24 protein-coding genes are annotated in these 24,382 nt (G+C 67.6%); 4 read left to right on the top strand and 20 right to left on the bottom strand.

The genetic code is table 11. From position 1 onward, the window contains the following. Position 1 precedes the first annotated feature (1 nt). From LOY33_RS16250 to LOY33_RS16170, 17 genes are all read right to left on the bottom strand, one after another. Positions 2–853 carry an STAS domain-containing protein gene (locus tag LOY33_RS16250; protein ID WP_054915144.1) on the bottom strand — a complete coding sequence of 284 codons (852 nt, stop codon included), beginning with the start codon at positions 851–853 and terminating at the stop codon, positions 2–4. A 101-nt stretch (positions 854–954) separates the two neighbouring features. Beyond that, positions 955–3,312 carry a cytochrome c3 family protein gene (locus LOY33_RS16245; protein WP_100633339.1) on the bottom strand — a complete coding sequence of 786 codons (2,358 nt, stop codon included), beginning with the start codon at positions 3,310–3,312 and terminating at the stop codon, positions 955–957. Between the two features lie 51 nt (positions 3,313–3,363). Continuing rightward, the gene (locus LOY33_RS16240; RefSeq protein ID WP_258659395.1) at positions 3,364–5,982 is read right to left on the bottom strand and encodes a fused MFS/spermidine synthase; all 2,619 of its coding nucleotides are present in this window, start codon (positions 5,980–5,982) and stop codon (positions 3,364–3,366) included. Positions 5,983–6,135: 153 nt separating this feature from the next. Continuing rightward, entirely contained in the window at positions 6,136–7,725 is a 1,590-nt protein-coding gene (locus LOY33_RS16235) for an arylsulfatase (protein WP_043859768.1), read from the bottom strand. A gap of 78 nt (positions 7,726–7,803) precedes the next feature. Next, on the bottom strand, positions 7,804–8,820 hold the full coding sequence (locus tag LOY33_RS16230; RefSeq protein WP_043859767.1) for an HAD family phosphatase: 1,017 nt from the start codon (positions 8,818–8,820) through the stop codon (positions 7,804–7,806). Next, complete coding sequence (locus LOY33_RS16225; RefSeq protein WP_258659394.1) at positions 8,817–9,098, bottom strand: hypothetical protein; 282 nt, start codon at positions 9,096–9,098, stop codon at positions 8,817–8,819. Before LOY33_RS16225 ends, LOY33_RS16230 begins: the two co-directional genes overlap by 4 nt. Before the next feature lie 39 nt (positions 9,099–9,137). Beyond that, positions 9,138–10,133 carry a BatD family protein gene (locus tag LOY33_RS16220; RefSeq protein ID WP_258659393.1) on the bottom strand — a complete coding sequence of 332 codons (996 nt, stop codon included), beginning with the start codon at positions 10,131–10,133 and terminating at the stop codon, positions 9,138–9,140. Beyond that, entirely contained in the window at positions 10,130–11,701 is a 1,572-nt protein-coding gene (locus LOY33_RS16215) for a VWA domain-containing protein (protein WP_258659392.1), read from the bottom strand. The genes LOY33_RS16220 and LOY33_RS16215 overlap by 4 nt, the downstream gene beginning before the upstream one ends. After that, positions 11,691–12,695 carry a VWA domain-containing protein gene (locus LOY33_RS16210; protein ID WP_116054873.1) on the bottom strand — a complete coding sequence of 335 codons (1,005 nt, stop codon included), beginning with the start codon at positions 12,693–12,695 and terminating at the stop codon, positions 11,691–11,693. Before LOY33_RS16210 ends, LOY33_RS16215 begins: the two co-directional genes overlap by 11 nt. Then, entirely contained in the window at positions 12,682–13,173 is a 492-nt protein-coding gene (locus tag LOY33_RS16205; protein WP_258659391.1) for a DUF4381 domain-containing protein, read from the bottom strand. Before LOY33_RS16205 ends, LOY33_RS16210 begins: the two co-directional genes overlap by 14 nt. Further along, on the bottom strand, positions 13,170–14,120 hold the full coding sequence (locus LOY33_RS16200; RefSeq protein ID WP_043859762.1) for a DUF58 domain-containing protein: 951 nt from the start codon (positions 14,118–14,120) through the stop codon (positions 13,170–13,172). Before LOY33_RS16200 ends, LOY33_RS16205 begins: the two co-directional genes overlap by 4 nt. A 9-nt stretch (positions 14,121–14,129) precedes the next feature. Further along, positions 14,130–15,107 carry a MoxR family ATPase gene (locus LOY33_RS16195; protein ID WP_104572646.1) on the bottom strand — a complete coding sequence of 326 codons (978 nt, stop codon included), beginning with the start codon at positions 15,105–15,107 and terminating at the stop codon, positions 14,130–14,132. Positions 15,108–15,132: 25 nt separating this feature from the next. Next, positions 15,133–15,696 (bottom strand): hypothetical protein, encoded by a 564-nt coding sequence (locus LOY33_RS25935; RefSeq protein WP_078481936.1) that lies wholly within the window; start codon positions 15,694–15,696, stop codon positions 15,133–15,135. Continuing rightward, entirely contained in the window at positions 15,693–16,439 is a 747-nt protein-coding gene (locus LOY33_RS16185) for a DUF2092 domain-containing protein (protein WP_258659390.1), read from the bottom strand. Before LOY33_RS16185 ends, LOY33_RS25935 begins: the two co-directional genes overlap by 4 nt. A gap of 14 nt (positions 16,440–16,453) precedes the next feature. Next, positions 16,454–17,359, bottom strand: a complete 906-nt coding sequence (locus LOY33_RS16180) for a transporter (RefSeq protein ID WP_043859780.1) — start codon at positions 17,357–17,359, stop codon at positions 16,454–16,456. Positions 17,360–17,422: 63 nt separating this feature from the next. Further along, entirely contained in the window at positions 17,423–18,211 is a 789-nt protein-coding gene (locus LOY33_RS16175) for a hypothetical protein (RefSeq protein ID WP_058541250.1), read from the bottom strand. Positions 18,212–18,331: 120 nt separating this feature from the next. Further along, positions 18,332–18,715: a hypothetical protein gene (locus tag LOY33_RS16170; RefSeq protein ID WP_408980704.1), complete on the bottom strand. Its 384-nt coding sequence runs from the start codon at positions 18,713–18,715 to the stop codon at positions 18,332–18,334. Positions 18,716–18,892: 177 nt separating this feature from the next. Here LOY33_RS16170 and LOY33_RS16165 point away from each other — a divergent pair, with 177 nt between their 5' ends. From LOY33_RS16165 to LOY33_RS16155, 3 genes are all read left to right on the top strand, one after another. After that, positions 18,893–19,213, top strand: a complete 321-nt coding sequence (locus tag LOY33_RS16165) for a YbjQ family protein (RefSeq protein ID WP_043859777.1) — start codon at positions 18,893–18,895, stop codon at positions 19,211–19,213. A gap of 138 nt (positions 19,214–19,351) precedes the next feature. Next, the gene (locus tag LOY33_RS16160; protein WP_043859776.1) at positions 19,352–19,540 is read left to right on the top strand and encodes a hypothetical protein; all 189 of its coding nucleotides are present in this window, start codon (positions 19,352–19,354) and stop codon (positions 19,538–19,540) included. Positions 19,541–19,756: 216 nt separating this feature from the next. Next, positions 19,757–20,059, top strand: a complete 303-nt coding sequence (locus LOY33_RS16155) for a hypothetical protein (RefSeq protein WP_043859775.1) — start codon at positions 19,757–19,759, stop codon at positions 20,057–20,059. 132 nt (positions 20,060–20,191) lie between these two features. Here the strand turns inward: LOY33_RS16155 and LOY33_RS16150 are convergent, their stop codons facing one another. Next, positions 20,192–20,521, bottom strand: a complete 330-nt coding sequence (locus LOY33_RS16150; RefSeq protein WP_043859774.1) for a hypothetical protein — start codon at positions 20,519–20,521, stop codon at positions 20,192–20,194. Between the two features lie 439 nt (positions 20,522–20,960). Between LOY33_RS16150 and LOY33_RS16145 the strand changes: the two genes are divergently transcribed. Next, the gene (locus LOY33_RS16145; protein WP_258659388.1) at positions 20,961–22,451 is read left to right on the top strand and encodes an anion permease; all 1,491 of its coding nucleotides are present in this window, start codon (positions 20,961–20,963) and stop codon (positions 22,449–22,451) included. A gap of 66 nt (positions 22,452–22,517) precedes the next feature. Here LOY33_RS16145 and LOY33_RS16140 read toward each other — a convergent pair whose 3' ends face one another. Together LOY33_RS16140 and LOY33_RS16135 are read right to left on the bottom strand one after the other, a co-directional pair. Beyond that, positions 22,518–23,066, bottom strand: a complete 549-nt coding sequence (locus tag LOY33_RS16140; RefSeq protein WP_043859772.1) for a cupin domain-containing protein — start codon at positions 23,064–23,066, stop codon at positions 22,518–22,520. A gap of 62 nt (positions 23,067–23,128) precedes the next feature. Further along, entirely contained in the window at positions 23,129–24,325 is a 1,197-nt protein-coding gene (locus LOY33_RS16135) for an MFS transporter (protein ID WP_058541248.1), read from the bottom strand. Between the last annotated feature and the right edge of the window lie 57 nt (positions 24,326–24,382).

Here is a 24,382-nt window from a genome sequence, read left to right as displayed (position 1 = left end):
TTCAGCCCGCCTTGGCGACGGACAGGCCCAGGCGATGCAGGGCCAGCTTCAGGGCGTCGGCCAGGTTGGCCTTGGTCACCACGCCCTGCAGGTCCAGGCCCAGGTGCACGATGGTCTGGGCGATCTGCGGGCGTACACCGCTGATGATGCAGTCGGCGCCCATCAGGCGGATGGCGGTCACGGTCTTGAGCAGGTGCTGGGCCACCAGGGTATCGACGGTGGGCACACCGGTGATGTCGATGATGGCGATTTCAGAGCCGGTGTCGACGATGCGCTGCAGCAGCGATTCCATCACCACCTGGGTGCGTTGCGAGTCCAGGGTGCCGATCATCGGCAGTGCCAGTACGCCGTCCCACAGCTTGACCACCGGGGTGGACAGCTCCAGCAGTTCTTCCTGCTGGCGCTTGATCACCGCCTCGCGGGATTTCTGGAAGGTGCGGATGGTGTGCAGGCCCAGGGCATCGAGCAGTTCGGACACCTGCAGCAGCTGGTTGGCCAGTTGCGCCGGCTGCTCGCTGTACTCGCGCTGCAGCAGGGCGAACAGCGGGCCCTTGAGGGAGAAGATGAAGGTGGCAGTCTGCTGCGAGTCCTGGCCGAGCAGGGCGCGGCTATGGGAGAGCTTTTCCAGGAACAGGCGCACCTCGTCCCAGGCACCGGCGTTGAGGTTGCTGGCATCGCCGTTCTGCAGGCCGGCGTGCAGCAGGTCGAGAAACTCTTCGGTCTGGCGCTTGAGGTCGTCGGCCTTGAGGTTGCGCGTGGCACCCGACGCGTCCAGCCCGGCCAGCCATTCGGCTACCAGGGAGGCCTGGTGGGTGCGGATGGCGGTGAGGGTGACAGGTTGCAGTGCAGCCATTTGGACAAGCTCCTGAGCAGGGTAGGTAAGGCACATGCGCATCTGAGTGTGCAGGCCTGATTCTAGTTCGATATTGCCTTCATCAAATTTTTTGCAGGCCCTCAGCTCCCGCTGGCGGGGCGCGGTTGCAGCATCGGGTCGTAGGGGTTGAGCTGGCGCAGCGACTCGAGCAGGGCATTGGCTGTGTCCACCTGCCGGGCCTGTTGCAGATAATGCATCAAGGCCAGCCGAACATCACGGTTAAACGGTTGTTGTTGCAGGCTGCTCCACAGTTGTTGCATTGCCGGCTCGCGCTGCCCCTGATCGTGCAGGGCCACCGCCAGCACATACCCGTAGCCGGCGTTCTGCGGGGCCAGCTGCACGGCCTTGCGCAGCGCCACCAACGCTTGGTCGCGACGGCCCTGGCGAATCAGGGCCAGGCCGTGGGCCTGCTGCAGCAGCGCCGAGTCGGGGTGCTGGCGCAGGCTGTCTTCCAGCAGCGTGCGTGCTTCGTCCTGGCGACCATGGCTGTCCAGCCACTGCACCAGGGCCACACGGGCCGGCAGGAAGTCGGCGTCGCGCAGCACCGCGCTGCGCAGGTACGGCTCGACCGCATCGGTGCGTCCGTTGGCCTGGTACAGCAGGGCCAGGTTGAGGTTGGCTTCGGCGCGTTCGAGCAGGCTCAGCTGCACGCTTTCGTATTCGCCCAGCGCCTGCTCGAACGCCGCCTGCGCCGCGCCCAGCCCGGCTGCCCGTGCCGGCAGCAGGGCGTAGGCGGCCGCGATGCGCACGGCCAGCACCGGGTCACGCAGCAAGGGGGCCAGCGGCATGCTTCGCTGTTGCGGGGGCAGCAGCGCGGCCAGGGCTTCCACCGCCGCGGCGCGTACCTGCGGTGCGCTGTCGCCCAGGGCGCTGCGCGCCGCCTGCAGGGTACGTTCGCTCGGGTAGTTGGGCAGTTCGGCGAGCAGGGTGGCGCGGCGGATCGCCGGCAGTTCGCGGTTGGCCAGTTGCGTCAGCAGCGCCTGGGCGGCACCGGGTTTGCCGCTGCGCAGCAGGTCCAGGCTGGCAGCGTAGGCCGGTGTGTCGGAGGGCCGGTCGGCGTACCACAGCGCGAACTGCTCGCTGACGCGCTGCCCGGCACTGCCCTTGTGACACCCCAGGCAGGCATCCGGCGTGCCCAGCGCCAGTGCCTGGGCCGGTGCCGGAATGCTGAAGCCGTGGTCGTGGCGATAGTCATTGACCATGTAGAACTTGCCGGGCATGTGGCAGCTGACGCACTGCGCCGCGGGGCTGCCGGGGGCATGGTGATGGTGCTCGGTGGCGGTATAGTCGCGGGCCTTGAGCCCGGCGCCGTCGACCCCGGCCACGCCGGTCTTGCCCGCAGGGTTGTGGCACTGCAGGCACACCCCGTCGCCCGGTGCCTTGAGCTGGGTGCTGTGGGGCTCGTGGCAATTGCTGCAGCGCACGCCCTTGGCGAACATCTTGCTCTGGGTGAAGGCGCCGTACTCGAACACCTCGTCCTTGATCTTGCCGTCCAGCTCATACAGCTCGCGGGTCAGGCGGCTGGGCAGGTAGTCGTCCATCAGGCGGCGCTCGTTGTGAAAGCCATCGCCCAGCGGCGCGCGGCGCGCATGGCAGCGGGCACAGGTCTCGACTTCGGCCAGGTTGCCACCCTCCACCAGGCTCTGCTGGAAGCCGGCATGGGCAACCTGCCTGGCCGGCTTTTGCGCCGCCCACGCCAGGTGCCCGGAGGCCGGGCCGTGGCACGCCTGGCACCCCACGCCCAGGCTGTTCCAGTGGCTGTCGAAGGTGGCGCTGGCAGCGTTGAAATTGCGCTTGAAGCCGGTGGTATGGCACTCCACGCACATGAAGTTGGCATTCTGCTGCGGCTTGCTCCAGTGCAGCGGGTTCTTGAAGTCCACGCCCTGGCCGGGGTACAGGTGAAACCACTGCTGCTGGCGCGTATCCCAGGCCACCCCGAGCGCCTGCAGGTGCCCGCCGCCGGTGTCGATCAGGTACTGCTGCAAAGGCTCGATGCCGAAGGCATAGGCCACCTCGAAATCCTGGGGCCGGCCGTCGGCGCCTGGGGTGTTGACCCAGAAGCGGTCGCCCTGGCGAAAGAAGCGCGTGGTCTCGCGGTCGCTCTTGAACTGCACGTCGGCGAAATTGCCCAGCACGGTCTGGGCGGTGGCCGGCTGCATCGCCAACTGGTGATGGGAACCTTGCCACTGGCGAACCTGTTCGCCATGGCAACCCTGGCAGGTGGCTTCGTCGACCAGCGCCGGGGCGGGGCTGCTTGGCGCTGGCGGGGCTGGTGGCGTGCTCTGCGCGGCCACCGGCAGGTGTGCCGGGGCACGGTCGAGGGCGAACCAGGTGCCCAGCAGGGCCAGCAGGACCGCCCCGGCCAGCACCGGCCAGAGCAGGCTGGTGCCGCGCACGGGGGGCTGTTGGGGCGGCGTAACGGCGCGCTTTTTCGACATGCAGACGTCCATGCTGTTGGGGTAAGGGGCGCTTCAATCAGGCGGCGCGCTTCACGGCATGCCCAGGAACCAACGGTAGTACGGGTTGCTGCCATCTTCTCGCATCACGCCCTGAACCTGTCGCGCCCAGGTGTCGCGCTGGCCGCGGTAGGCGCTCAGGCCCACCTGGTAGAAGCGCTGCAGGCGCTGGCGCTGGTCGTTCAGGCGCAGGCTGGCCAGGGCATCGGCGCCTTCCAGCGGCACCGGGCTGCCCAGCGCCAGCAGGGCCGGCAACACCCGGGTGATCTCGTCGCTGCGCACCCAGGGGGCGTACTCGATGCGTGGCTGGTCGTCGGTGACGGCCGGGGCCTGTGCGGCAAAGCGCTCCAGGCCGGCGCGGTCGGTGACCCAGGTGGCCAGCAGTGCGGCCGGCGAGTCCACGCCCACCTCGGCCAGGGTGCGTTGCACGGGGGGGTGCGCCAGGCGCGCGCTGATGCGCGGCAGGTCCAGGCGCACCGGCTGCAGCGAGCCGACCAGCAGCATTTCATGGAACTCGGTGGTCCACAGCGAGGCATGCGGGAACACGTCGATGAAGCTGCGCACCAGGGCACGGCTGTCGTCGATGTTCTGGGTGGGCAGCGGCAGCCACTGGGCGACCAGGCCCTGGGGGTTGAGGCGGCTGGCGGCCAGCTGGTAGAAGTCACGCGAGTACAGGTTGACCACGCCGGCTGCCGAGGGGGGCGGTGGCTCCAGGGTGATCAGGTCGTAGGGCTGCGGGCTGGCCAGCAGTTCACGGCGCCCGTCGCGCAGGCGGATGTCCAGGCGCGCATCGTCGGCGGCGTGGTAGTTGCCCTGGAACAGCGTCGAGGCGTGCACCACCGCCGGCAGCAGTTCGGCCACCACGCGTTGCTCCAGGCCCGGGTAGCGCAGCAGGGCGCCGGCGGTGATGCCGGTGCCCAGCCCGATCACCAGCGCCGAGCGCGGCTCGCCGTTGTGGATCAACAGTGGCAGCAGGGCCTGCAGGCGCATGTAGCGCAGCGACGGCATGGCATCGCCGGTGTTGGACACGCCCTGGATGTACAGGCGACGAAAGCTGCCCTGGGGCTTGTGCTGTTCGACCACGGCGACCGTGGCGCCACGGCCTTCCTGATAGAACACCAGCTCGCCGCTGCGCGCGCCGGGCAGCAGGTTGGCCAGGCGCTGGGGTGGGGTGAGCAGGGCGGTCAGGAGGCTGGCCAGGGCAATGGCGTAGAGGGCGATGAATCTGGGTTGACTGAGCGCGCCTGTTCGCTGGCAAGCCCGCTCCCACAGGGTTCGAGCAGATCCTGAGCCTGTACCTGCAGGCGCCGGCCTTGCCGGCGAAGCGGCCAGGCCTGCCCCCACCACGACCGCGATTACCCCGACCCCTGCCGCCAGTACCGCCAGCACCCCCAGGCTGCGCACCAGCCCCAGCGCGGGCACCAGCACGAACCCGCACAGCATCACCCCGGCAATCCCGCCCAGGGTGTTGAGCGCCACCACCGCGCCCACGTCGCGCCCCGCATGGCCCGGCGCGCAGGCCAGGCGCAGCGCCACCGGGAACGCCGCCCCCAGCAGCGTGGTGGGCAGCAGCACGACGCTCACCGCCACCACCGCAAAGCGGGCACTCATGCCCGCCAGTGCGCTGCCGCCCAGGCCCAGTACCAGCGCTTCGGCCTGGGTCTGCGCACTGATCAGCCAGCGCCCCAGCCCGGCGATTTCCAGCAGCGCCAGCAGCCCCGCCGCACCGATCAGCACGGCAAAGGTGGCCCACGGGTCGCGCAGCCGCTCCACGCGCCGGGCAATCAGTGCGCTGCCCAGCATCAGCCCGGCCAGGTAGGTGGCCAGCATCACCGCAAAGGCGAAGGTGCGGGTGCTCATGAACTGCACCAGGGCCTGTGACCAGATCACCTCATAGCCCAGCGCAATGCCCCCGGCTACCGCGTACAGGGCCAGGGCCAGGCGCGCCGCCGGGCTGCGCGGGGCGCTGGCGGTTACCACGGTGTCGGCTTCGACGTCCGGTGTCAGGCGCAGCAGCCACAGTGCGCCGGCCCCGGCCAGCAGGTTGAGCATGGCGGCGGCACAGGCACTGCCGCGTACCCCCAGCAGCGGGATCAGCACAAAGGCTGCGAGCAGGGTGCCGACAATCGCCCCGGCCGTGTTGGCCGCGTACAGCTGCCCGCCGGCGCGTCCGGCCGTTGCCCCTTGCGCGGTCACGGCACGCACCAGCACCGGCAGGGTGCCGCCCATCAGCAGCGCCGGCAGGGCAACCAGGCTGAACGGCAGCGCCCAGGCCAGCAGCCCGATGCTGCCCTGCAGGCGGGCGAACAACCCGGCGCTGCTGCCCAGGGCCAGGGTGGCCGCGATGCCGACCACGGCCACGGCCAGTTCGAGCAGCGCATACAGGCGCAGCGGCTGGCGCAGCCGATCGGCGTGACGCCCCAGCCACCAACCGCCCAGCGCCAGCCCGGCGAAGAATGCGCTGATGCCGGTGGTGATCGCATGCACTTCCACCCCCACCACCAGTGACAGCTGCTTGATCCACAGCACCTGATAGATCAGCGCCGCGCTGCCGGAGACCAGCAGCAGGGTCGCTGCCAGGGGCAGTGTGCGGGGTGGAGCGCAGGCGGCGGGGGCTTTGGCGTGTCGGGAGGAGCGGCTGGCGACCGGCATCAGGGCAAGGGGCCTTGTGGTGAGTGCTGGGAATACGCCCTCGCGGGAGGGACAACCAGTGCTTGAGCCTAGCAGCAGATTGGCGGGTTGGGCGGGTATCGCAGTCGGCAAAATGCCCCGTCAGGGACGAGGCATCCGTGTGCAGCTTGTCGCCTATTGCTTGCCTTGCTTCATCTTCTCCTCGATCTTCGCGTCCACCTGCTTGCGCACCTGGTCGACGCTGAAGCTGGCCGGGTGCTGGCTGGGTGGGTAGTCGATGAAGGTTTCGAGAAACACCGAGGCCTTCATGGTGGCGATGCCGGTCAGGTAGACGTTCTTCGCCAGCCAGTCGTTGTACTGGTCAGAGACCACGTCGGCGCGCTCATACGGGTCCATGCGCAGGTTGAAGATCTTCGGCACGCGCAGGCACACGAAGGGGTCCTGCCACACTTCGAAGCCGCCGGGGCGACGCTGTTCGCAGAACACCGCCTTCCAGTCGCCGAAGCGCATCGCCACCAGGTCGCCGTCGTCGTTGAAGTAGTAGAACTCGTCACGTGCGCCCTTGGGTTGCTGGCCGGTGAGGTAGGGCAGCTGGTTGTAGCCGTCCAGGTGCACCTTGAAATTCTTGCCACCGGCAGTCGGTGCCCAGCCCTTGAGCAGCTTGTCCTTCACGCCGGTGTCACCGGCAGCTGCCAGCAGGGTGGGGAACCAGTCCAGGCCCGAGAACATCTCGTTGGACACCGTGCCTTCCTTGATCTTGCCCGGCCAGCGGATGATCGCCGGCACGCGGAAGGCGCCTTCCCAGTTGGAGTCCTTCTCGCTGCGAAACGGCGTGGTCGCCGCGTCCGGCCAGGAGAACTGGTTGGGCCCGTTGTCGGTGGTGTAGATCACGATGGTGTTGTCGGCGATCTTCAGGTCGTCGAGGGTCTTGAGCAGCTTGCCCACGTCGCCATCGTGCTCGAGCATGCCGTCGGCGTACTCGTTGCCGGGCATGCCGCTCTGGCCCTTCATCGAGTCGCGCACATGGGTGTACACGTGCATGCGCGTGGTGTTCATCCACACGAAGAACGGCTTGTCGGCGGCCACTTGCTTCTTGATGAACTCCTCGGCCGCGCCGGTGGTTTCATCGTCGATGGTTTCCATGCGCTTCTTGTTGAGCGAACCGGTGTCCTCGATCTTGCCGTCGGCGAAGGCGTGGATCACCCCGCGCGGGCTGAAGTTCTTCACGTAGGGGTCGTTCGGGTCCTTGGGCCAGTAGGGGCGCTCGGGCTCTTCTTCGGCGTTGAGGTGGTAGAGGTTGCCGAAGAACTCGTCGAAGCCGTGCTTGGTCGGCAGGTACTCGTCCTTGTCGCCCAGGTGGTTCTTGCCGAACTGCCCGGTGGCGTAGCCCAGCGACTTGAGTGCCTGGGCGATGGTGATGTCGCGGTCCTGCAGGCCCACCGGCGCCCCCGGTGCGCCGACCTTGGACAGGCCGGTGCGCAGTGGCGTCTGCCCGGTGATGAAGCTGGAGCGGCCGGCGGTGCAGCTGTTTTCCGCGTAGTAGTCGGTGAACAGCATGCCTTCCTTGGCAATGCGGTCGATGTTGGGGGTCTGGTAGCCGACCACCCCCATCGAGTAGGCACTGATATTGGTCTGGCCGATGTCGTCGCCGAATATCACCAGGATATTCGGCTTGTCGGCGGCACTTGCCGCCCCTGTCGCGAGCCCCATCACCGTGGCCGCGACCAGCGCGAGCTGTGGTGCCCATCTGCGTATGCGAGTCATCTGACTTGCCTCCCTTTCGCCATTCGAGCCGCCCGCAGGCGACATGTCGGTTGCATCACTGCTTTGCTCGTTACCGCGTCACTGCGATTGCGGGGTGGAGGCAGGCTCGAACGGGAATACCCGGGCCCAGTCGGCCGCCATGTCCACGATTGTCCATTGCTGGCGGCGCGCTTCGTCCAGCGCCTTGTCCAGCCGTCCGACCTGCGACTGGCGGTCGTAGGCCCATTCACGTTTCGCGTCGGTGTGGTGCACCAGGCCCATGAAGCGCGGGCCCTTGCCGGCGGCGGTCCATTGCAGCATCTGCAGGTCGCCGTCGGAGTTGCCGAAAGCCAGGATCGGCCGGCGCCCGATGATCGCGTCGATGCTTTCGGGCTTGCCCGGGCCGTCATCGTTGTGCGCGATCCTGGCGGTACGCAGCAGGGCCGGCACGCCGTCGACCAGCTGGTATTCGGTGACGAAGCTGGAGCCGATCACCTGCTCGGGCGGCACGCCGTACACCTCGTCGGCGAAGGCGCGCATGAACGCGGTGTCGCCCCCGGAGACGATGTACACCTTGAAGCCCTGGCTGCGCAGGTAGTCGAGCAGCTCGTGCATGGGCTGGTAGATCATCTCGGTGTAGGGGCGCTGGTGGGTGGGGTGACGGGCCTTGGCCAGCCAGGCCCTGGCATGGCCGATGAAGGCTTCGGTGCTGACCCCGGTATGGGTCACGCCGATGATTTTCAGCAGGCCGTCCATGCCGGCGGCGGCCAGGGCCTTCTGGTCGTTTTCCAGCACCGCCTTGAACGGCTGGGTGGTCTTCCACTCGGGGTGCTCGGGGGCCATGCGGCGGATCTCGTCGAAGGCGAACAGCACCTGGAAGTAGGCGGGCTGTTCGCTCCACAGGGTGCCGTCGTTGTCGAACACCGCGATGCGTTGCGCGGGGGCCACGAACTGCGGGTCGCCCTCGCGGGTGACGCTTTCGACGAACTGCACGAGGGCGGCCCTGGCGGCGCCCTGGTGCCATGAGGGCAGCGGCGCATCGGCCTGGGCCGACAATGGCCAGTGCAGCAGCAACACCAGCAGCAGCCACCCACGAACACTCGGACTGGATTTCATCGCGACTCCCTGTTCTGCATTGGATTGAGCGGGCGCAGGCCGTGGCGCGCGGGCGCGGCAGGCTGGCGCGGTGAATGCCGTGCTTGAAGCTGTGCAAGTTCGGCCTTGAGCGCAGCGAGCAGCGTATCGGGGGCGCCGTCTGCGCCGTAGCAGCGTCGCAGCAGCGCCAGCAGGGTGGTGTCGTCGGCCGTGGCCAGGCGCACGCTGCCCTGGCTGCGCCTGAACCACAGGTATAGCGCAGTGAGCTGCGGCGGATGCCTGGCCAGATCAACGGGCACCTGTTGCCATGCATGCTCGGCAGAGGCGAGGCGACGGGCCTAGCGTCGGGCCTGCCAGTGCCGCCAGCGGGCCAGCCAGGTCGGCCCGCGGCTACGCCACACCCGCCACGCCAGGCCCAGTACCGCGAGCACCAAAGCGGCGCCGAGCCAGTGCCGCGACAGGTGCAGGCGGCCCTGCTGGCCAAGACGCTGCAGATCGTCGGCCACCGAGAACACCGGGTTGTAGGCAGGGCCGGCGCTGGCGGTGAAGGGCACGGCGGGCAGCGTTGCGCTGCGCAGGGCCTTTTCGGTGGTGCTCCACCAGTGCACCTGCACGGCGGGCAGCTGGTAGCTGCCGGGCTGCTCGATGCGGTAGCTGGCGGTGTCGATGCGCTGGCCGCCCACGACATGGCCATGGCCATCGTCGAGGGCCTGCACCTGGGGCGTCTTGAGGTAGAGGCTCAGGCCCGGCACAGCCTGCAGCGCCGTCACCGGCAGCATCAGGCTCGGCGCGCCCTGGGCCTGCAGGGTCACGCTGCGGGTGAGGCTGTCACCCACCTTGAGTATTCTGCTTGCCGGGTTCACCTGCTGGGTCAGGCTCAGGGCGCTGGCCACCAGCACCGCCTGGCCCGGCTCGACCCCGGTCGGCAGTTGTACGCGCAGGTGCAGCGCCGCCGTGGTGGCGCTCAGGGCGGCTGCGGCATTGCCCGGCCGGGCCGTCACGGTCAGAGCGGGAATATCCAGGGTGCCGGCCTGCTGCACGGTGATCGGGTACAGGTAGCGCATGCCGAACCAGGTGCTGCCGTCCAGGTTCAGGGTCAGGTGCTGGGCCTGGTCGCCGGGCGGGGTGACCAGTGCGCCGGGCACGCTCAGCGTCGGCAACTGCGGGGCGCCGGTGAACCAGGTGTCGGTGAGCACGTCCAGCTGCAACTGCACGGTTTCACCTACCACCACGCTGTCGCCCCCCAGCAGTTGCGCCTGCACCCGCAACTGCGGGTCGGCGGCAAGCGCACAGCTGCACAGCAGCCAGGCCAGGAGCAGGCCGACAAGCCTCATGGCGCCCCCCTGGCAGCCTGGTCCTGCAGGCTGAACTTGCGCTTGAGAAACTGCGCGGGCGAGGTGGTGAGGTTCTGCAGCCACAGGGCGTCCGAGGTCGCCTGCGGGGTCTGCACCTGCTTGCTCGGGCCCTTGCCGGCCGGCTTGTCGAAGGCCACCTGGTCGGCCTGCACCTCTGGGGCGTTCTGCTGCGCCGACTCGGTGTCCCTCTGCAGGGCGATGGCCAGGGCGAGGTTGGCCTGGGCCTCGGCAAACCCCGGTTGCAGGGCCAGTGCCTGGCGATAGGCGGCGATGGCCTGGTCGAACTTGGAGCGGCGGGTGTAGATATTGCCCAGGTAGAAATAGGCCGGTGCGGTGTGCAGGCGCGCGAAACTGGCCAGCGCCAGGTCGTAGTCGGCCCCTTGGTAGGCGGCAATGCCCTTCCAGTAAGGGTCCTGAAAGTGCGCCGCCGCGGCGGGCAGGTGGTGGTGTTCGAAGGCCCAGCGACCCTGCTGATCGGGGGTCATGAATGCATCCACCAGGGCATTGGCGCGCGCCCCGTCCGGGGCCAGCACCAGGCCCAGCAGCAGGCACGCGCTCCAGTTCAGGCTCCAGCCGCGGCGGATGCACAACAGGGCGATCAGCAGCAACGGCCAGCACAGCCAGTAGCCGGCGTCTTTCCAGCGCAGCTGCTGGCTGGCCGGGTCGGCGTCGGCGAAGTGCTGCTGGGCATGGGCCTCGATCCAGTCCAGGTCGTCATCGTCGGGGGTCAGGCTGCCCAGTGGTGCATCCAGCGCCCTGGCCAGTTGTTCGAGGCCGGCCTTTTCGAAGCGGCCCAGTTGCGGCCGGCCGTTGCTGTCGGTGCGCGGCTGACCGTCGGCGCCCCTGACCAGACCGCCATCGCTGCTGCCCACCGCCAGCACCAGTACCTGCAGCAGGCTGGCGTCCAGGGCCTTGCCCAGCGGGGCCAGTTGCGTGGTGTCGGCACCGTCGGTGAGCAGCACCAGGGTGGCGGGGCCGGGCTCGTCGGCGATCAGTTGGCGGGCCAGCGCCACCACGGCCAAAACGTTCTTGCCAGGCTGTTCGATCAGGTCGCTGCCCAGCGCCTGGATGAAGCTGTCGAGCAGCGCCGGGTCGCGGGTGGGGGGCAGCACCAGGTGTGCGCTGCCGGCATAGGCGATCAGCCCGGTGGCTGCGCCCTGGCGGCGTTGCACCAGGCTGTGCAGCTTGTGCTTGGCGGCCTCCAGGCGGGTGGGCGAGAGGTCGCTGGCGTCCATCGAGCCGGACAGGTCCAGGGCCAGGATCAATGGCGCGCGGTTGTCGAGAAACTGCGGGCGGTCCTGCTCCCAGGTGGGGCCGGCAGCGGCCAGTGCGCCGAGTGCGAGCAGGGCCGCCAGCAGGTGTATGGGGCGAATGCGGTGCCGGTCGTGGCCGTCCATGCGCAGGTGCGCCAGCAGTTGCGGGGCGATGCTCACGTTAAGCGCCTGGCCGCGCTGGCGGCGCCAGGCCAGCACCAGCAGCACGGCGGGCAGCCAGAGCCACAGCCACAGCGGGCGCAGAAAGTGCAGGTTGTTCAGGTCAATGTCCATGCGCGGGCGCCTCCACTGGCAGGCGCCTGCGCCACCACGCTGCCGCCAGGGCGAGCAGGTGGTACAGCGTCAGCAGCAACAGGGCCGCGCCCAGCGGCAGCCAGAACAGGTCGCGCTTGGGTTGGTGGCTGTAGGTCTTCACCGCGTGCGGGGTGAGCGTGTCGAGGGTGGCGTACACCTGTTGCAGGGCATCGCGGTCCTGGGCCCGGAAGAACTGCCCGCCGGTGACGGTGGCGATCTGCTGCAAGGTCGGCAGGTCGACCTTGGCCTCGGCTTCGGCCTGCGGGTCGCCGATGCCGATGGTATGGATCACCACCCCGCGGGCCGCGGCGATCTGGGCGGCGTGGGCGGGGGTGATGGCGCTGCTGGTGTCGTTGCCGTCGGTCAGCAGGATCAGCACCTTCTGCGGCTCGTGAGCCTGCTCCAGCAGCTTGAGGCTCAGGCCGATGGCGTCGCCAATGGCGGTGTTGGGCCCGGCCATACCGACGTCGGTCTGCTGCAGCAGGATCGACAGGCTGGCGTGGTCCAGGGTCAGCGGTGCCTGGGCGTAGGCGCCGCTGCCGAACACTACCAGGCCGAGACGGTCCTGCTGGCGCCTGGCGATGAAGTCGGCGACCACCGCCTTGACCGCGCTGATGCGCGAAACCGGTTTGCCGTCGGCGTTCTTGAGGTCGACGGTCTGCATCGACTGGGAGATGTCGATGGCCAGCATCAGGTCGCGTACCGGTGCCTGGTGCTCGATGGGGGGCTCGACCAGCACCGGGCGTGCCACGGCCAGGCACAGCAGTGCCCACACCAGCCAGTGCAACAGCAGCTGCCAGCGATTGGCCCGGGTGCCGGGCAGGCGCGGACGCTGCCCGGTGGCCTGGCTGATGGCCTCGAAGAACGGTACGCGCAAGGCGCTGCGGGCTTCCTGATAGGGCGGCAGGTAGCGGTAGCCGAGCAAGGGCAGCGCCAGCATCAGCAACAGCCAGGGGTAATCAAGCTGCCACATGATGATGCTCCACCCAGTCGCGGCTGTAGCCCAACAGCGCTGACGCATCGATTTCGTGCAGGCGGCTGTCGGGGGCATAGGCCAGCTGCGCCAGTTGCCAGGCGAAGTCGGCGGGCAGCGGGGTGCGTGAATGGCTCACCAGAAATGCCTGCCAGTCGGCGGCATGCAGCGGGGCCACGGCCGGAGCCTCGGGCATCGACAGGGCCACGCGCTTGAGCAGCTCGGGCACTTCGCGCAGGGCCTGCACGCGCCGGGTCTGATCTGCCATTGCCTGTTCCAGCTGGCGCAGGCGTGCCAGGGCTTGGCGGCGGTAGCGGTCGCGCTGCCAGCGGCGCAGGCGCAGCGCCGCCCACAGCAGCAGCCAGGCCAGCAGCAATGCCGCCAGCAGCGCCCAGCCCCAGGTTTGTGGCCAGTAGCTGACGGCGGGCGGCAGCGCCAGCTCCTTGAGCTGGTCGACGCTGGGCACTGGCGCGCTCATGCCGGTGGCCTGCGCAGCTTGCCCAGTTCCATGCGCAGCTGTTGGGCGGCAGGCAGGGCGGTGCTGAACATCAGCAGCGGCACCTGGCTGCGGCGCAGCATCTGCGCCACGTCGTGCAGGCGGCCACTGAGAAACTCGCTCAAGGGTTTGTGCACCTGACGCCGCTCCACCGCCAGCTCCACCTGCAACTGGCCCTGGGTCACCAGCAGCCGCCCCTGGCGTGGCAGGTCGAGGGCCAGCGGGTCGTAGACCTGCAACGCGATCACGTCGTTGTGGGTACGCAACTGGCGCAACTGATGCAGGGTGCGTTCGCCGGCACCGGCGAAGTCGCTGATGAAGCAGATCAGGCAGTCGTGCGCGGCCAGCGCCAGGCAGCGCTGCAGGACTGTGTCGAGGCCGTGCGCAGCATCGCCATCGGGTACATCTGCCGACAGCGCCTGGTTGAACTGTGCGGCCCTGGCGCAGATCGCCTGGACCCGGCTGCGGCTGCGCAGCGGCGCCAGGTACTCGATGCGGGTGTCGTCGAACAGCAGGGCGCCGACCCGGTCGCCTGCAGCCAGCGCGATCCACGCGCACAGCGCGGCCAGTTGCGCGGCCAGCGCCGACTTGAAGCTGACCTGCGAGCCGAAGAACATCGACATACGCTGGTCGAGCACCACCAGCACCGGGCGGTCGCGTTCTTCGGTGAAGGTGCGTACCACCGGCGTGCCGGTGCGCAGGCTGGCCCTGCAGTCGAGATGGCGCAGGTCGTCGCCGGGCTGGTAGCGGCGCAGCTCGTCGAAGTTCAGGCCGCGCCCGCGCAGGCGCGAGGCGTGGCTGCCGGCCAGCACGCTGGCCCTGGGCTGGCGCGCCAGAAAGCTCAGGCCACGGGCATCGAACGCCAGCGCCATCAGCTGCGCCAGCGATACGTAGACGTGCCCGTCGGGTTGCTGCGCCGGTGCTGGCATATGCGGTCCTCAGGCCGGGATGGCCACCTTGTCGAGCAGGCGGTCGAGTACCTCGCTGCTGGTCACGCCGTCGGCCACCGCGTCGTAGCTCAGTTGCAGGCGATGGCGCAGCACCGGGTGGAGCATGGCGCGCACGTTGTCGGGCGAGACGAAGTCCTGGCCCTGCAACCAGGCATCGGCGCGCGCGCAGCGGTCCAGGCCGATGCCGCCGCGCGGGCTGGCGCCCAACTGCAGCCAGCGCGCCAGGTCGGCGTCGTAGTCGGCGGGGTGGCGGGTGGCGTTGACCAGTGCGATCAGGTAGCTGTCGATGGCCGGGGCCACGTGAATGGCCGCCACTTCCCGGCGGGCCTGGAAGATCACCTCCTGGCCGAGGCTGAAGCTGTCGCTGGCCGCCTTGGCCGCCGCCCGCTGTTCCTCCTGGCGCAGCAGTTGCAACACCTGGCCTTCATCGGCCGGCGCGGGGTAATCCAGCAGCACCTTCATCAGGAAGCGGTCCATCTGCGCCTCGGGCAGCGGGTAGGTGCCTTCCTGCTCGATGGGGTTCTGGGTGGCGATCACCATGAACAGGTCGGGCAGCCTGTGACTGGTGCCGGCCACGGTGATCTGGCGCTCCTCCATGGCTTCGAGCAGCGCCGCCTGCACCTTGGCCGGGGCGCGGTTGATCTCGTCGGCCAGGATCAGGTTGCCGAACAGCGGGCCGGGCTGGAAGCGCACCTGGTGCTGGCCCTCGACCTGTTGCAGCACCTCGGCGCCGGTGATGTCGGAGGGCAGCAGGTCGGGGGTGAACTGGATGCGGCTCATGCGTGCATCCAGGTGCCGGGCCAGGGCCTTGACCGTGCGGGTCTTGGCCAGGCCCGGCAGGCTCTCGAGCAGCACGTGCCCGTTGGCCAGCAGGCCCACCAGGATCTGGCGGATCACCTGGTCCTGGCCCAGCACCGAGGCGGCGATGGCGGCGTGCAGGGCATTGATGTCGGTGAGGGCGCTCATGGGCATTCCTTTGGGTCGGGTGGTTTCACCATGGCGCAGGCACCACGATGAACTGCACGTTGCTGCCGACGTATTGCGGCTGGTACCAGGTGGCGCCGCAGTGCTGGTAGGCCACGCCGTTGGCGACCACCGACACGCAGTCCGGCGGTACCTCGGCCACCTGGGTGCCGATGGCGATGGCCGTGGCAGTGGTGGCACCGACCACGGCAGCGGCGGCCCAGGGGTGATACCAGTCGTCCGGGTGCGGCGGTGGCGGTGGCGGTGGTGGCGGCATCGGGCCGGGGCCGGGCGGGTGAGGGCCCGGGCCCGGTGGATGCGGTGGCGGGCCCGGTGGGTGCGGCCCAGGGCCGGGCTGCGGATGCGGAGGCGGCGCCGGGTGGGGCGGCATCGGCTGCGGATGCGGGGGCATCGGGTGCGGCATGGGCTGGTAATGCGGCGGCGGGGGGGCGAAATGGCCGCCCCCGGCGTGATAGGGCACCACGAAGGTACGCCCGCCACCGCCGCCGCGCAGTTGCCAGGCGTCGGCCATCAGCGGTGTCAGCAGGCAGGCGCTCAGGCCCAGGTGCAGGCAGGTACGCAGTGGCGTCATGGCTGGCGGCCCTCGTTCGGTTCGCGCAGCGGCACCGCCACGGCCTTGGCCGGCGGGGTGAAGTCGAAGGCTGCCGGGTTGATGGGCGTGCTCAGGTCCCAGTCGAAGGTCACGCTATGGCGCGGGCGCTCGGGGTCGTCGCGGCGGGTGATCATCAGCTTGCACGGCAACGGCTGCGCGCCTTCGCGTAGCCACAGTTGCCAGTCGATGTCGGGCTGGCGGAACACGTAGTGGGTACAGGCCTGGCCGTCGAGGGATTCGCTGCCGATCAGCGTGGCCTGGGTGATGCCGACCTCTTTCGCGGTCTGGGCGTTCCAGCGGAACAGGTCGGCCAGCGGCAAGGTGATGGCGTAGCGCTCGCTCAGTTGTCCGAGCAGTTGCTCGATGGTCGCCGGCGCCGCGCCTTTGCTGTAGTAGCCATGACGACCGTCATACAGGGTGAACTGCTTGCCGTCGTAGAAGAACTGGCGCGCCGCCGAGCCCTGGTCGACGCTGACGAACAGCTTGTCGGGCTGGCGGGCGAGCACCTGGGTGTGGTGGGTGAAGGTCACCGTGGGGCCGCTGTCGAGTTGCTGGTCGGTTTCGCTGCGGGTGCTCAGGCTGAAGGCCTGCAGGCGGTGCAGGTAACTGCCCATGTTCGACAGCGCGGCCAGGGCCCTGGGGTCGAGCGGGTCGGCAGCCTTTGCCAGGGCCGGCAACAGGGCCAGCAGGGCCAGGCAGGTGAGTCGGTGCGAACGCTTCATCAGGCCTCCCATGGTTACCAGGCGTAGTTCAGGCGCAAGGTCCAGGTGTTCACATCGGGTGAGCCGGTACGTTCGGACACGGTGTCGGTGTAGGCGATCAGGCCACCGAACTGCGGCGAGAGCATGAAGCCCAGGCTGGCACCGACCAGGGTGTTGGCCTGCTTGTTGTCCTGGTTTTCGCCGTTGATGCGGGTTTCGCCGCCGAAGCTGTAGGTGGCGTCGAGGGAAGCCCACAGGCCGCGGTTGATGGTGTAGCTGTAGTGGCCTTCGACGGCATACAGCGGTTTCTGCTCCAGCTTGTTGTCGCCCAGGTAGTCGTCGTTGTCGCCGAACAGCGAAACCCAGGTGTTGACCTCCAGCCAGGTGGGGCCGATGGGGTGGCCGAAGCCGATTTCGGGTTTGACCACCCAGCGGTTGGCGCCGATGTTGATGACGCGGTTCTTGGCGTAGTCGCCATTGGGCACGGTGAGCCATACGGCGCCGGTCATGAAGGTTTCCGGGGTCCAGCTGGCGAACTCCTCGGCGGTCAGCGCCGGGCCGCCGAAGAAGTTGTGGGCGAACACGATCTGGGTGTCGCCCATGCCGCCGTTGTGCTTGGTGCCATTGAAGAAACGTGCATCGTCGAACGAGGCCGACACGTCGGCGTATGGCTGCACCAGCTGGATCGCGCTGTTGCGTCCGTCGATGCTGAACGAGCGCGCCAGGCGCAGGATGTAGAGGTCGGCATCCAGGGACAGGCCGTCGATGGGCAGAGCGGTGTCGATCGGGGTGTTGGTGTCGATGCGGTTGTAGTAGCCGAACACCATGTTCAGGTCGATCGGGATGTTCTGCCAGTCACGCGCGTTGTCGGCCTGCACCAGCAGCGGCGCGCCACTGAGCACGAGCACCGGCAGGTAACGCAGGACAGGTCGGGTATGCATGGTGGTGCTCCTTCAATTGAACGCACAGGGTGCTGGCTGCCGGAGGGTCCGGTCGTGGGCTGGCTACTTGCCGAAGGTCACGTTGAGGCCGGCGAACACGGTGAACTGCGGCAGGCCGTCACCTTTCTTTTCCACTGTCCACTGCGGCTCGATGAAAGCGTTGAGGATGTTGCTGCCGGCCTTCCAGGCCTTGCCCACGCCCAGCCCCAGCGGGATGTAGTGGGTGTCGTTCTTCAGGTCGAAGGTCCAGGTACCGGTGGAGCGCAGGTACCAGCCCTTGGGCAGGTTGTGGATGATGAAGGGCTGCAGGGTGGCGGTTTCGACGTGGGCGCGGTCATGGTCGCCGGCAAACGAGCTCTGGTACTGCACCAGCGCACCGAGCAGCCCGCGTGGCGAGGCGTCGATGGCCACCGCCGCCAGCCCCGCCTGCCACTTGCCGGTGCCCAGCTCGTCGTGCTCGGCAGTGGGGGCGGTGAGCTGCGGGCCGATGCCCAGCTGCACGCCTTCGGTCTTGAGCAGGAAGATGTCGAACAGGTTGAGGTCGCCGATGCCGGTGCTGTAGCCGCCGTGGGGGTCGGGTCGGGTGCTGATGGGCAGGGTGGCGCGCAGCAGTTGCGGTACCGGCAGCAGTTCGCCAGGGGCGACCGGCAGGGTGCCGCGCACCAGAAAATCGTTGGTATGCACGTTGCTGTCGTACACCGAGGGGGTGTAGTAGTCCTGCAGGTTCAGGCCCGGTGCCAGGTTGAGCGGGTTGTTGCTCTTGTTGGCGGTTTCGGCGTTGTCCGCCAGGGCGTGCTGCAGGAACAGCAGGGCGCAGGGCAGTACGAGACAAGTGGCGGTGGTCCTTTGCATGACGGTGGTGCCTGTTCAATATTGCGCTTCTGGGCAGGGGCCGGCCTTGCCAGCGAGGCAGGGGCCCCAGGGGGCGAATGGGCGCGTACGCTGGCGCCGGCACCACCGGCGACCACAGGGTCACTGATACTTGATGACGATGCCCTTGAGCTTGCGTCCGTCGATGGAGCGGATATCGCGGTCCCAGAGCGGGCCACTGACATAGGCCGAAACCGGCTGGATGCGGTCGTAGACCACCACGACGGCGTCGCCGCCGATACTGGCGGCCTGTTCGCGCAGCTTCTGCTCCACGTCAGTGATCGGTGGCGGCGGGGACACGCTGGCATCGACCACGATCTCGCCCAGGCGGATATGGGGGCGGGTCGGTTCGCTGCGCAGTACCTCGACCGTAGCCGCGGCGGTGGGCGAAGGATGGGGCGCCCCGACGTACTGTGTGGTGCGGGCATCGATGCTGCTGCAGCCCGCCAGCCCGGCCAGCACCAGGCCCAATGCAAGAACGCTCATGCAACGTGGTATCGACATGCTTCGACTCCGTCCGAAGTATTAATACGCTGTAACAACGTTCCAATGAAAATAGCCGCACTTGAGCGGGCCGCAAGTGACGGGCGGCGAAAGTGCGGGTTTGTTACCATCGCGTTCTTTTGGGTCGGGGCATGTCCCGACAACGCTCAGGAGTACGCAATGATCCTCACCACCACTGGCACTGTCGAAGGACGCGAAGTCGCGGCCTACCTGGATGTAGTCAGCGCCGAATCGGTGCAGGGCATCAACGTGGTACGCGACATCTTCACCAGCTTTCGCGACTTTTTCGGCGGCCGTTCGCAAACCCTGGAAAGCGCCCTGAAAGAGGCGCGCATCCAGGCCACCGACGAAATCCGCCAGCGCGCCCGCAGCCTGCAGGCCGATGCAGTGATCGGCCTGGATTACGAAATCAGCATGCCGTCGGCCCGTGGCGGCATGGTGGTGGTGTTCGTCACCGGCACCGCGGTCAAACTCAGGTAGCCATAGGCCACTGGTCGGGTGTGACAATAAGTGACCAGGCAGTCTTCAAATGTCCGGCTAGTCTCTGAAAGCAACAGGTCACTATTTCCTAGGCATTCATCTGCGTGCCGGTAGTGATCCACAGCAGGGGAGCCGGGTATGAAGGAATCGTATTTCGAAGACGATGGTGACGAGTTTCCCATCAACAGCCAGGTGCGTTGCGGGCAAGCAGCGTTCCAGCTGGGGTTTGCCAACATGACCCTGGAAGACGCGCCGGTACGTGTGCGCTCCACGGTGCCACCGCGCAGCGAGCGCCGCCGGTTTCTGCCGGGCCTGCGCAAGAAGTAGCCACGACGCCGAAGAGGCCCCGCCATCCAGCCTGTGCTGCGGTGTGTGGGGCTTTTTCATGCAAGTTGTAGGCTATTTCGCAAACAGACGACCGGTACGCTGAATCTGCCGTTTTATGCGGCTTTCTTGACCTCGCTCAATGGGGCGACGGCTGTCGCTAGCCCCCTTGGCGGTTGTATGCCTTACTGTCGGTTCGAACGAACAAGGAGCAGTGCGATGCGCATCAGGGAAGAGACTTATTGGGCGTGGGCCGACTCTCAGCTGCACAGCCGCAGCCATGACGAAGAACTCAGCGATGGCACCAGCATCGACGTGCAGGTGCGGTTGTCGCGCACCGGGGCCACGCAGATGTTCCTGGGGGTGTACGGGCGCCGGGGCAAGGCGCTGTTCGAGGAGTACTACCCCTCGTGCCCGGGAGAAACCATGAGCCGTGCGCTGGTGCGCGGCGTGGACCGGGCCCGGGCGTTGGCCACCGACGCCGTGCCGATGGAGCACCCGCGGTTTCGTCGTCAGGCCTGATGCCTGCGGTTACGCCCTGTCGTGGCGCACAGGGAATGTGCGCAGACGGTGGGGCGAGCCAGAGCCGCGATGAGGCGATAAGGCACGCATGAAAAAGGCGACCCGAAGGTCGCCTTTTTCAATTCGCCTGGCTCAGCACAGCCGGTCGATCACCTTCACGTCCTGGCGCTCGCGGATGGCGGGCCATTCCTGTTGCAGGGTCTCCAGCACCTTGGCGACAAACGCGGTGTCTGCCGCTGCCTTCTTGCCGACGTAGCCCTTGCCACGGCGGAACATCCTGAAACGGGCGCGCATTTCACGCTTCGCATCGATCGCCTCTTCGACAGTGTGCGGCGGCATCTTGTCGATGTGCACGTCACCTGTGGCACTGACCCACAGCAGGTGGTCATCGAGGCTGTCCTTGCGGGCAGCGAACAGCTGAGCCAATTGGTCGATGGTGGGTTGGTTGTTCAAGTTGATCATAAAGCCCCCTATTACCTATTCGTCGTTGGTGAGTTCAAACCTGCGCTACTTCATGTAGCGATCTACCAAGGCTGCTACAGCAGCGTCGCAACAGGGGCTTTCTTCACTCTGCCTTTTGGACAGTCCCTCTCCACGGACAGCCCGAAACCGCTCGAACTGTCTGGAACACCCTTTGCCAGCGCTCCCGATCAGGGAGACGGCCTCATCATGCAAGGGGCAACGAATGCCGTCAATAGGTTTTGTAGTGATTTTTTTTATTCACTACAAATGACCGGTCAGTCTTTTTCGAGCTTACGGGTCGCCGCGCCACAGGCTGTTGGAATGTCCTACAAAGCGCTCTGGTCAGGGCGTCTTGGCCATGTATTGACCCGGGTCAGCGCGTACCGGCCAGGCGCTGGGGATGATAGGAGCCTGTTTTGTTGCCAAAGAAGTCCTGCCCATGAGTACCCCCGCCAATCCTCCCGCAGCGCCTGGCGCTCAACCCCTGTTGCCCGTGGGCCTGCTGCTGGGCATCGTCGCGCTGGTCGGCGTGCTGCTGTTACCGCTGCCGGCCGACCTGCCGGTGGCCGGTCACCGCGTGCTGGCGATCCTGGCCTTTGCGGTGGTGATCTGGATCACCGAGGCGGTGTCGTACGAAGCCAGTGCGATCATGATCACCTCGCTGCTGGCATTTTTGCTGGGCACCGCACCGACCCTTGCCGACCCGTCGGTGATCTACGGCTCGTCGGCAGCCGTGAGCATGGCCCTGACGGGCTTTGCCAACCCGGCATTGGCGCTGGTGGTGGGGGCCCTGTTCATCGCAGCGGCGATGACCCACACCGGGCTGGACCGGCGCATCGCGCTGGTCACGCTCAACCGGGTGGGCGTGAGCACCCGACGCATTCTGCTGGGGGCGATGGTGGTGATCATCCTGCTCAGCCTGGTGGTGCCCAGTGCCACGGCGCGCAGTGCCTGCGTGGTGCCGATCATGATGGGCGTGATCGCCGCGTTCGGCGTGAACAAGCGCTCCAACATCGCCGCCGGCATCATGATCATCGTGGCCCAGGGCACCAGCATCTGGAACATCGGCATCCAGACCGCTGCCGCGCAGAACCTGCTGACGGTCGGCTTCATGGACAAGATGCTCGGTGCACGGGTGTCATGGATCGACTGGCTGATCGCCGGGGCGCCGTGGGCTTTGATCATGTCGGTGGTGCTGATCGTGCTGGTGCTCAGGATGCTGCCCCCCGAGAGCGACAGCATTCCCGGCGGCAAGGCGGCGGTGGCCGAGCAGTTGCAGGCGCTAGGGCCGATGAGCGGGGCGCAGAAGCGTCTGCTGGGGGTGTCGCTGCTGTTGCTGCTGGCCTGGGCCACCGAGGGCAAGCTGCATCACTTCGACACCACCTCGACCACCTACGCCGGGTTGGTGCTGCTGTTGCTGCCGCACTTCGGGGTGATGACCTGGAAGGATGTGCAGGCGCGTATTCCGTGGGGCACGGTGATCGTGTTCGGCGTCGGCATCAGCCTGGGCACCACCCTGTTGACCACCCAGGCCGGGCAATGGCTGGGCGGGCAGGTGGTGGCCAATACCGGGCTGGATCAATTGGGCACGCTGGGGGTGTTCTCGATTCTGGCGGCGTTTCTGATCGTGATCCACCTGGGCTTTGCCAGTGCCACGGCGCTGACCTCAGCGCTGCTGCCGATACTGATCGCGGTGCTGCAGACCTTGCCGGGGGATTTCAGCCGCCTGGGCATGACCATGGTGCTGGGGTTTGTGGTCAGCTACGGGTTCATCCTGCCGATCAACGCACCGCAGAACATGGTGTGCCTGGGTACCGAAACCTTCAACGCGCGGCAGTTTGCCAAGGTCGGGATCGTGGTGACGCTGGTGGGGTACGGGTTGATGCTGGTGTTCGCCGCAACATGGTGGCACTGGCTGGGCTGGATGTAGAAGGGCCGTTGCAAGCTGCAAGCGGCAAGCGAGGCCGAGCCAGCTTGCCGCTTGCAGCGATGCTCATCAGAAGTTCGCCGGGGTGTTGGCGCTGATGATCTCGGCTTCGTCCTGGCCGATGTTCTTGAAGCTGTGGGGCAGGGTAGTGGGGAAGTAGTAGCCGTCGCCGGAGTTCAGCACGCTGACCTGGCCGTCTACCCGCAACTCGATGGTGCCACGGGTCACCAGGCCGCATTCCTCGCCCTCGGTGTGCACGATCGGCTCTTCGCCGGAGTCGGCGCCCGGCGCATACAGCTCGCGCAGCATGCGCATCTGCCGACCTTCGACACTGGCGCCGACCAGCAGCATGCGCAAGCCACCACTGCCCAGGTCGGGCTGCTCGTTGGCGCGGAACACGAAGCGTTCTTCGCGCGGCGGTTCGTCGAAACTGAAGAACTCCGCCAACGACATCGGGATGCCTTCCAGCAGCTTTTTCAACGAGCTCACCGATGGGCTGACGCGGTTCTGCTCGATCTGTGAAATCGTCGAGTTGGTCAGGCCGCTGCGCCTGGCCAGCTCCCGTTGCGAGAGCTTGGTGCGTTCACGTACCAGTTTGAGTCGTGTCCCCGTGTCCATAGCCGCCTTGATGTCAAAAATAATGGGCGACGCATTAAAACACATTCCGTCGCCGAACCCGCCTACTGGCGTGCAGGCACCGGCCACAAGGCGATCAACAGCAGCAGCAAGGCGGCCATCAGGTACGGCAGGCGCGGGTCCAGGGCGTAGATCAGGGTGCCGGCCAGCGGCCCGATCACCGTGCCCAGGGCCTGTGCCGCGCCCACAGAGCCTGCGGTCGCGCCCTGTTCACCGGCATCCACCGCGTTCGCCGCCAGCGCCTGGAACGCCGGGAACACCCAGCCCATGCCGGCCGCAGCGACGAAGTAGCACGCCCACAGCATGCCCACGCTGTCGGCCAGGGCGCCGCTGGCAAAACCCAGCGCACTGATGCAGCCGCCCACGCGGATCATGCGCAGCGGCGGCCATTGCAGCTTGCTCACCAGCACCTGCGAGAAGATCAGCGCCGCACCCACCATGGTCAGGGCAATGCCCGCCGCCTGGGCGGCATCGGCAGGCGCCAGGCCCAGGCGGTCAAGGGCAAAGAAGCCTACGGTGATCTGCGCCAGCGACACGCACAGCATCGCCACGAAGGCCACCGTGAGCGGGCGAAGCAGGCGCGGGTCGGTCAGGCTGACGGGGCGGGGCGGTTGCCTCAGGTGCAGCTCCTGACCCTTGAGCTTGAACTGCAGTACCAGCAATGCCAGCAGTGGCAGCACCGACATCGCATAGAACGGCAGGCTCAGGCTGTGGCGCGCCAGCAGCGCGGCCAGTGCCGGGCCCATCACCAGGCCCACGGCGTTCGCCGCACCCAGCGAGGCCATGGCGCGGGCGCGCTGTTGCGGTTGCATGTTGTCGGCAATCAGCGCGGCGCAGCCGACCGGCAGGGCGGCATAGAACGCACCGATCAGGCCGCGGCCGATCACCAGTGCGGCAAAGGCCAGGGAGGTGGCCGGCAGGTAGCGCAGCGCGCCATCGATGAACAGGCACAGGGCCCAATAGGCCAGGGTGAACCCCGCGGTGCCCACCAGCAGCACCCGGCGGCGACCGAAGCGGTCGCTGGCCCGGCCCCAGGGGCGCGCCAGCAGCATCCACACCACCCCGGCTACCGTGACCGCCGCCCCCGCCTGCCAGGCTGCCAGGCCCAGCACCCGGGCGATGGGGCCGATCAGGGCGACGAAGGCCATCATCGCCATGGTGCAGGCCATGTTGACCACCATCAGCGGACGCAGGTCGAAGGCGGGGGTTTTGAGCAGCGGGGGTTGCTGGGCGGTGTTCATGGCTATCCAAGGCAGAGGAGCAAGGCGGCCATTGTGCCGCAGCTGTCCCCAAGGCTA

Source organism: Pseudomonas sp. B21-036, assembly GCF_024748925.1.
In the GTDB taxonomy this organism is placed as follows: Bacteria; Pseudomonadota; Gammaproteobacteria; order Pseudomonadales; family Pseudomonadaceae; genus Aquipseudomonas; species Aquipseudomonas palmensis.
This window is presented reverse-complemented; position numbering and strand designations above follow the sequence as displayed.

Coding starts and splice junctions, on each gene's coding strand:
- LOY33_RS16250 (WP_054915144.1), bottom strand. CDS start 853: ATGGCTGCACTGCAACCTGTCACCCTCACCGCCATCCGCACCCACCAG.
- LOY33_RS16160 (WP_043859776.1), top strand. CDS start 19,352: ATGAAGGAATCGTATTTCGAAGACGATGGTGACGAGTTTCCCATCAAC.
- LOY33_RS16170 (WP_408980704.1), bottom strand. CDS start 18,715: ATGAGCGTTCTTGCATTGGGCCTGGTGCTGGCCGGGCTGGCGGGCTGC.
- LOY33_RS16220 (WP_258659393.1), bottom strand. CDS start 10,133: ATGAGGCTTGTCGGCCTGCTCCTGGCCTGGCTGCTGTGCAGCTGTGCG.
- LOY33_RS16135 (WP_058541248.1), bottom strand. CDS start 24,325: ATGAACACCGCCCAGCAACCCCCGCTGCTCAAAACCCCCGCCTTCGAC.
- LOY33_RS16180 (WP_043859780.1), bottom strand. CDS start 17,359: ATGCATACCCGACCTGTCCTGCGTTACCTGCCGGTGCTCGTGCTCAGT.
- LOY33_RS16240 (WP_258659395.1), bottom strand. CDS start 5,982: ATGCCGGTCGCCAGCCGCTCCTCCCGACACGCCAAAGCCCCCGCCGCC.
- LOY33_RS16200 (WP_043859762.1), bottom strand. CDS start 14,120: ATGCCAGCACCGGCGCAGCAACCCGACGGGCACGTCTACGTATCGCTG.
- LOY33_RS16155 (WP_043859775.1), top strand. CDS start 19,757: ATGCGCATCAGGGAAGAGACTTATTGGGCGTGGGCCGACTCTCAGCTG.
- LOY33_RS16215 (WP_258659392.1), bottom strand. CDS start 11,701: ATGGACATTGACCTGAACAACCTGCACTTTCTGCGCCCGCTGTGGCTG.
- LOY33_RS16145 (WP_258659388.1), top strand. CDS start 20,961: ATGAGTACCCCCGCCAATCCTCCCGCAGCGCCTGGCGCTCAACCCCTG.
- LOY33_RS16140 (WP_043859772.1), bottom strand. CDS start 23,066: ATGGACACGGGGACACGACTCAAACTGGTACGTGAACGCACCAAGCTC.
- LOY33_RS16165 (WP_043859777.1), top strand. CDS start 18,893: ATGATCCTCACCACCACTGGCACTGTCGAAGGACGCGAAGTCGCGGCC.
- LOY33_RS16205 (WP_258659391.1), bottom strand. CDS start 13,173: ATGAGCGCGCCAGTGCCCAGCGTCGACCAGCTCAAGGAGCTGGCGCTG.
- LOY33_RS16230 (WP_043859767.1), bottom strand. CDS start 8,820: ATGAAATCCAGTCCGAGTGTTCGTGGGTGGCTGCTGCTGGTGTTGCTG.
- LOY33_RS16235 (WP_043859768.1), bottom strand. CDS start 7,725: ATGACTCGCATACGCAGATGGGCACCACAGCTCGCGCTGGTCGCGGCC.
- LOY33_RS16195 (WP_104572646.1), bottom strand. CDS start 15,107: ATGAGCGCCCTCACCGACATCAATGCCCTGCACGCCGCCATCGCCGCC.
- LOY33_RS25935 (WP_078481936.1), bottom strand. CDS start 15,696: ATGACGCCACTGCGTACCTGCCTGCACCTGGGCCTGAGCGCCTGCCTG.
- LOY33_RS16185 (WP_258659390.1), bottom strand. CDS start 16,439: ATGAAGCGTTCGCACCGACTCACCTGCCTGGCCCTGCTGGCCCTGTTG.
- LOY33_RS16245 (WP_100633339.1), bottom strand. CDS start 3,312: ATGTCGAAAAAGCGCGCCGTTACGCCGCCCCAACAGCCCCCCGTGCGC.
- LOY33_RS16150 (WP_043859774.1), bottom strand. CDS start 20,521: ATGATCAACTTGAACAACCAACCCACCATCGACCAATTGGCTCAGCTG.
- LOY33_RS16175 (WP_058541250.1), bottom strand. CDS start 18,211: ATGCAAAGGACCACCGCCACTTGTCTCGTACTGCCCTGCGCCCTGCTG.
- LOY33_RS16210 (WP_116054873.1), bottom strand. CDS start 12,695: ATGTGGCAGCTTGATTACCCCTGGCTGTTGCTGATGCTGGCGCTGCCC.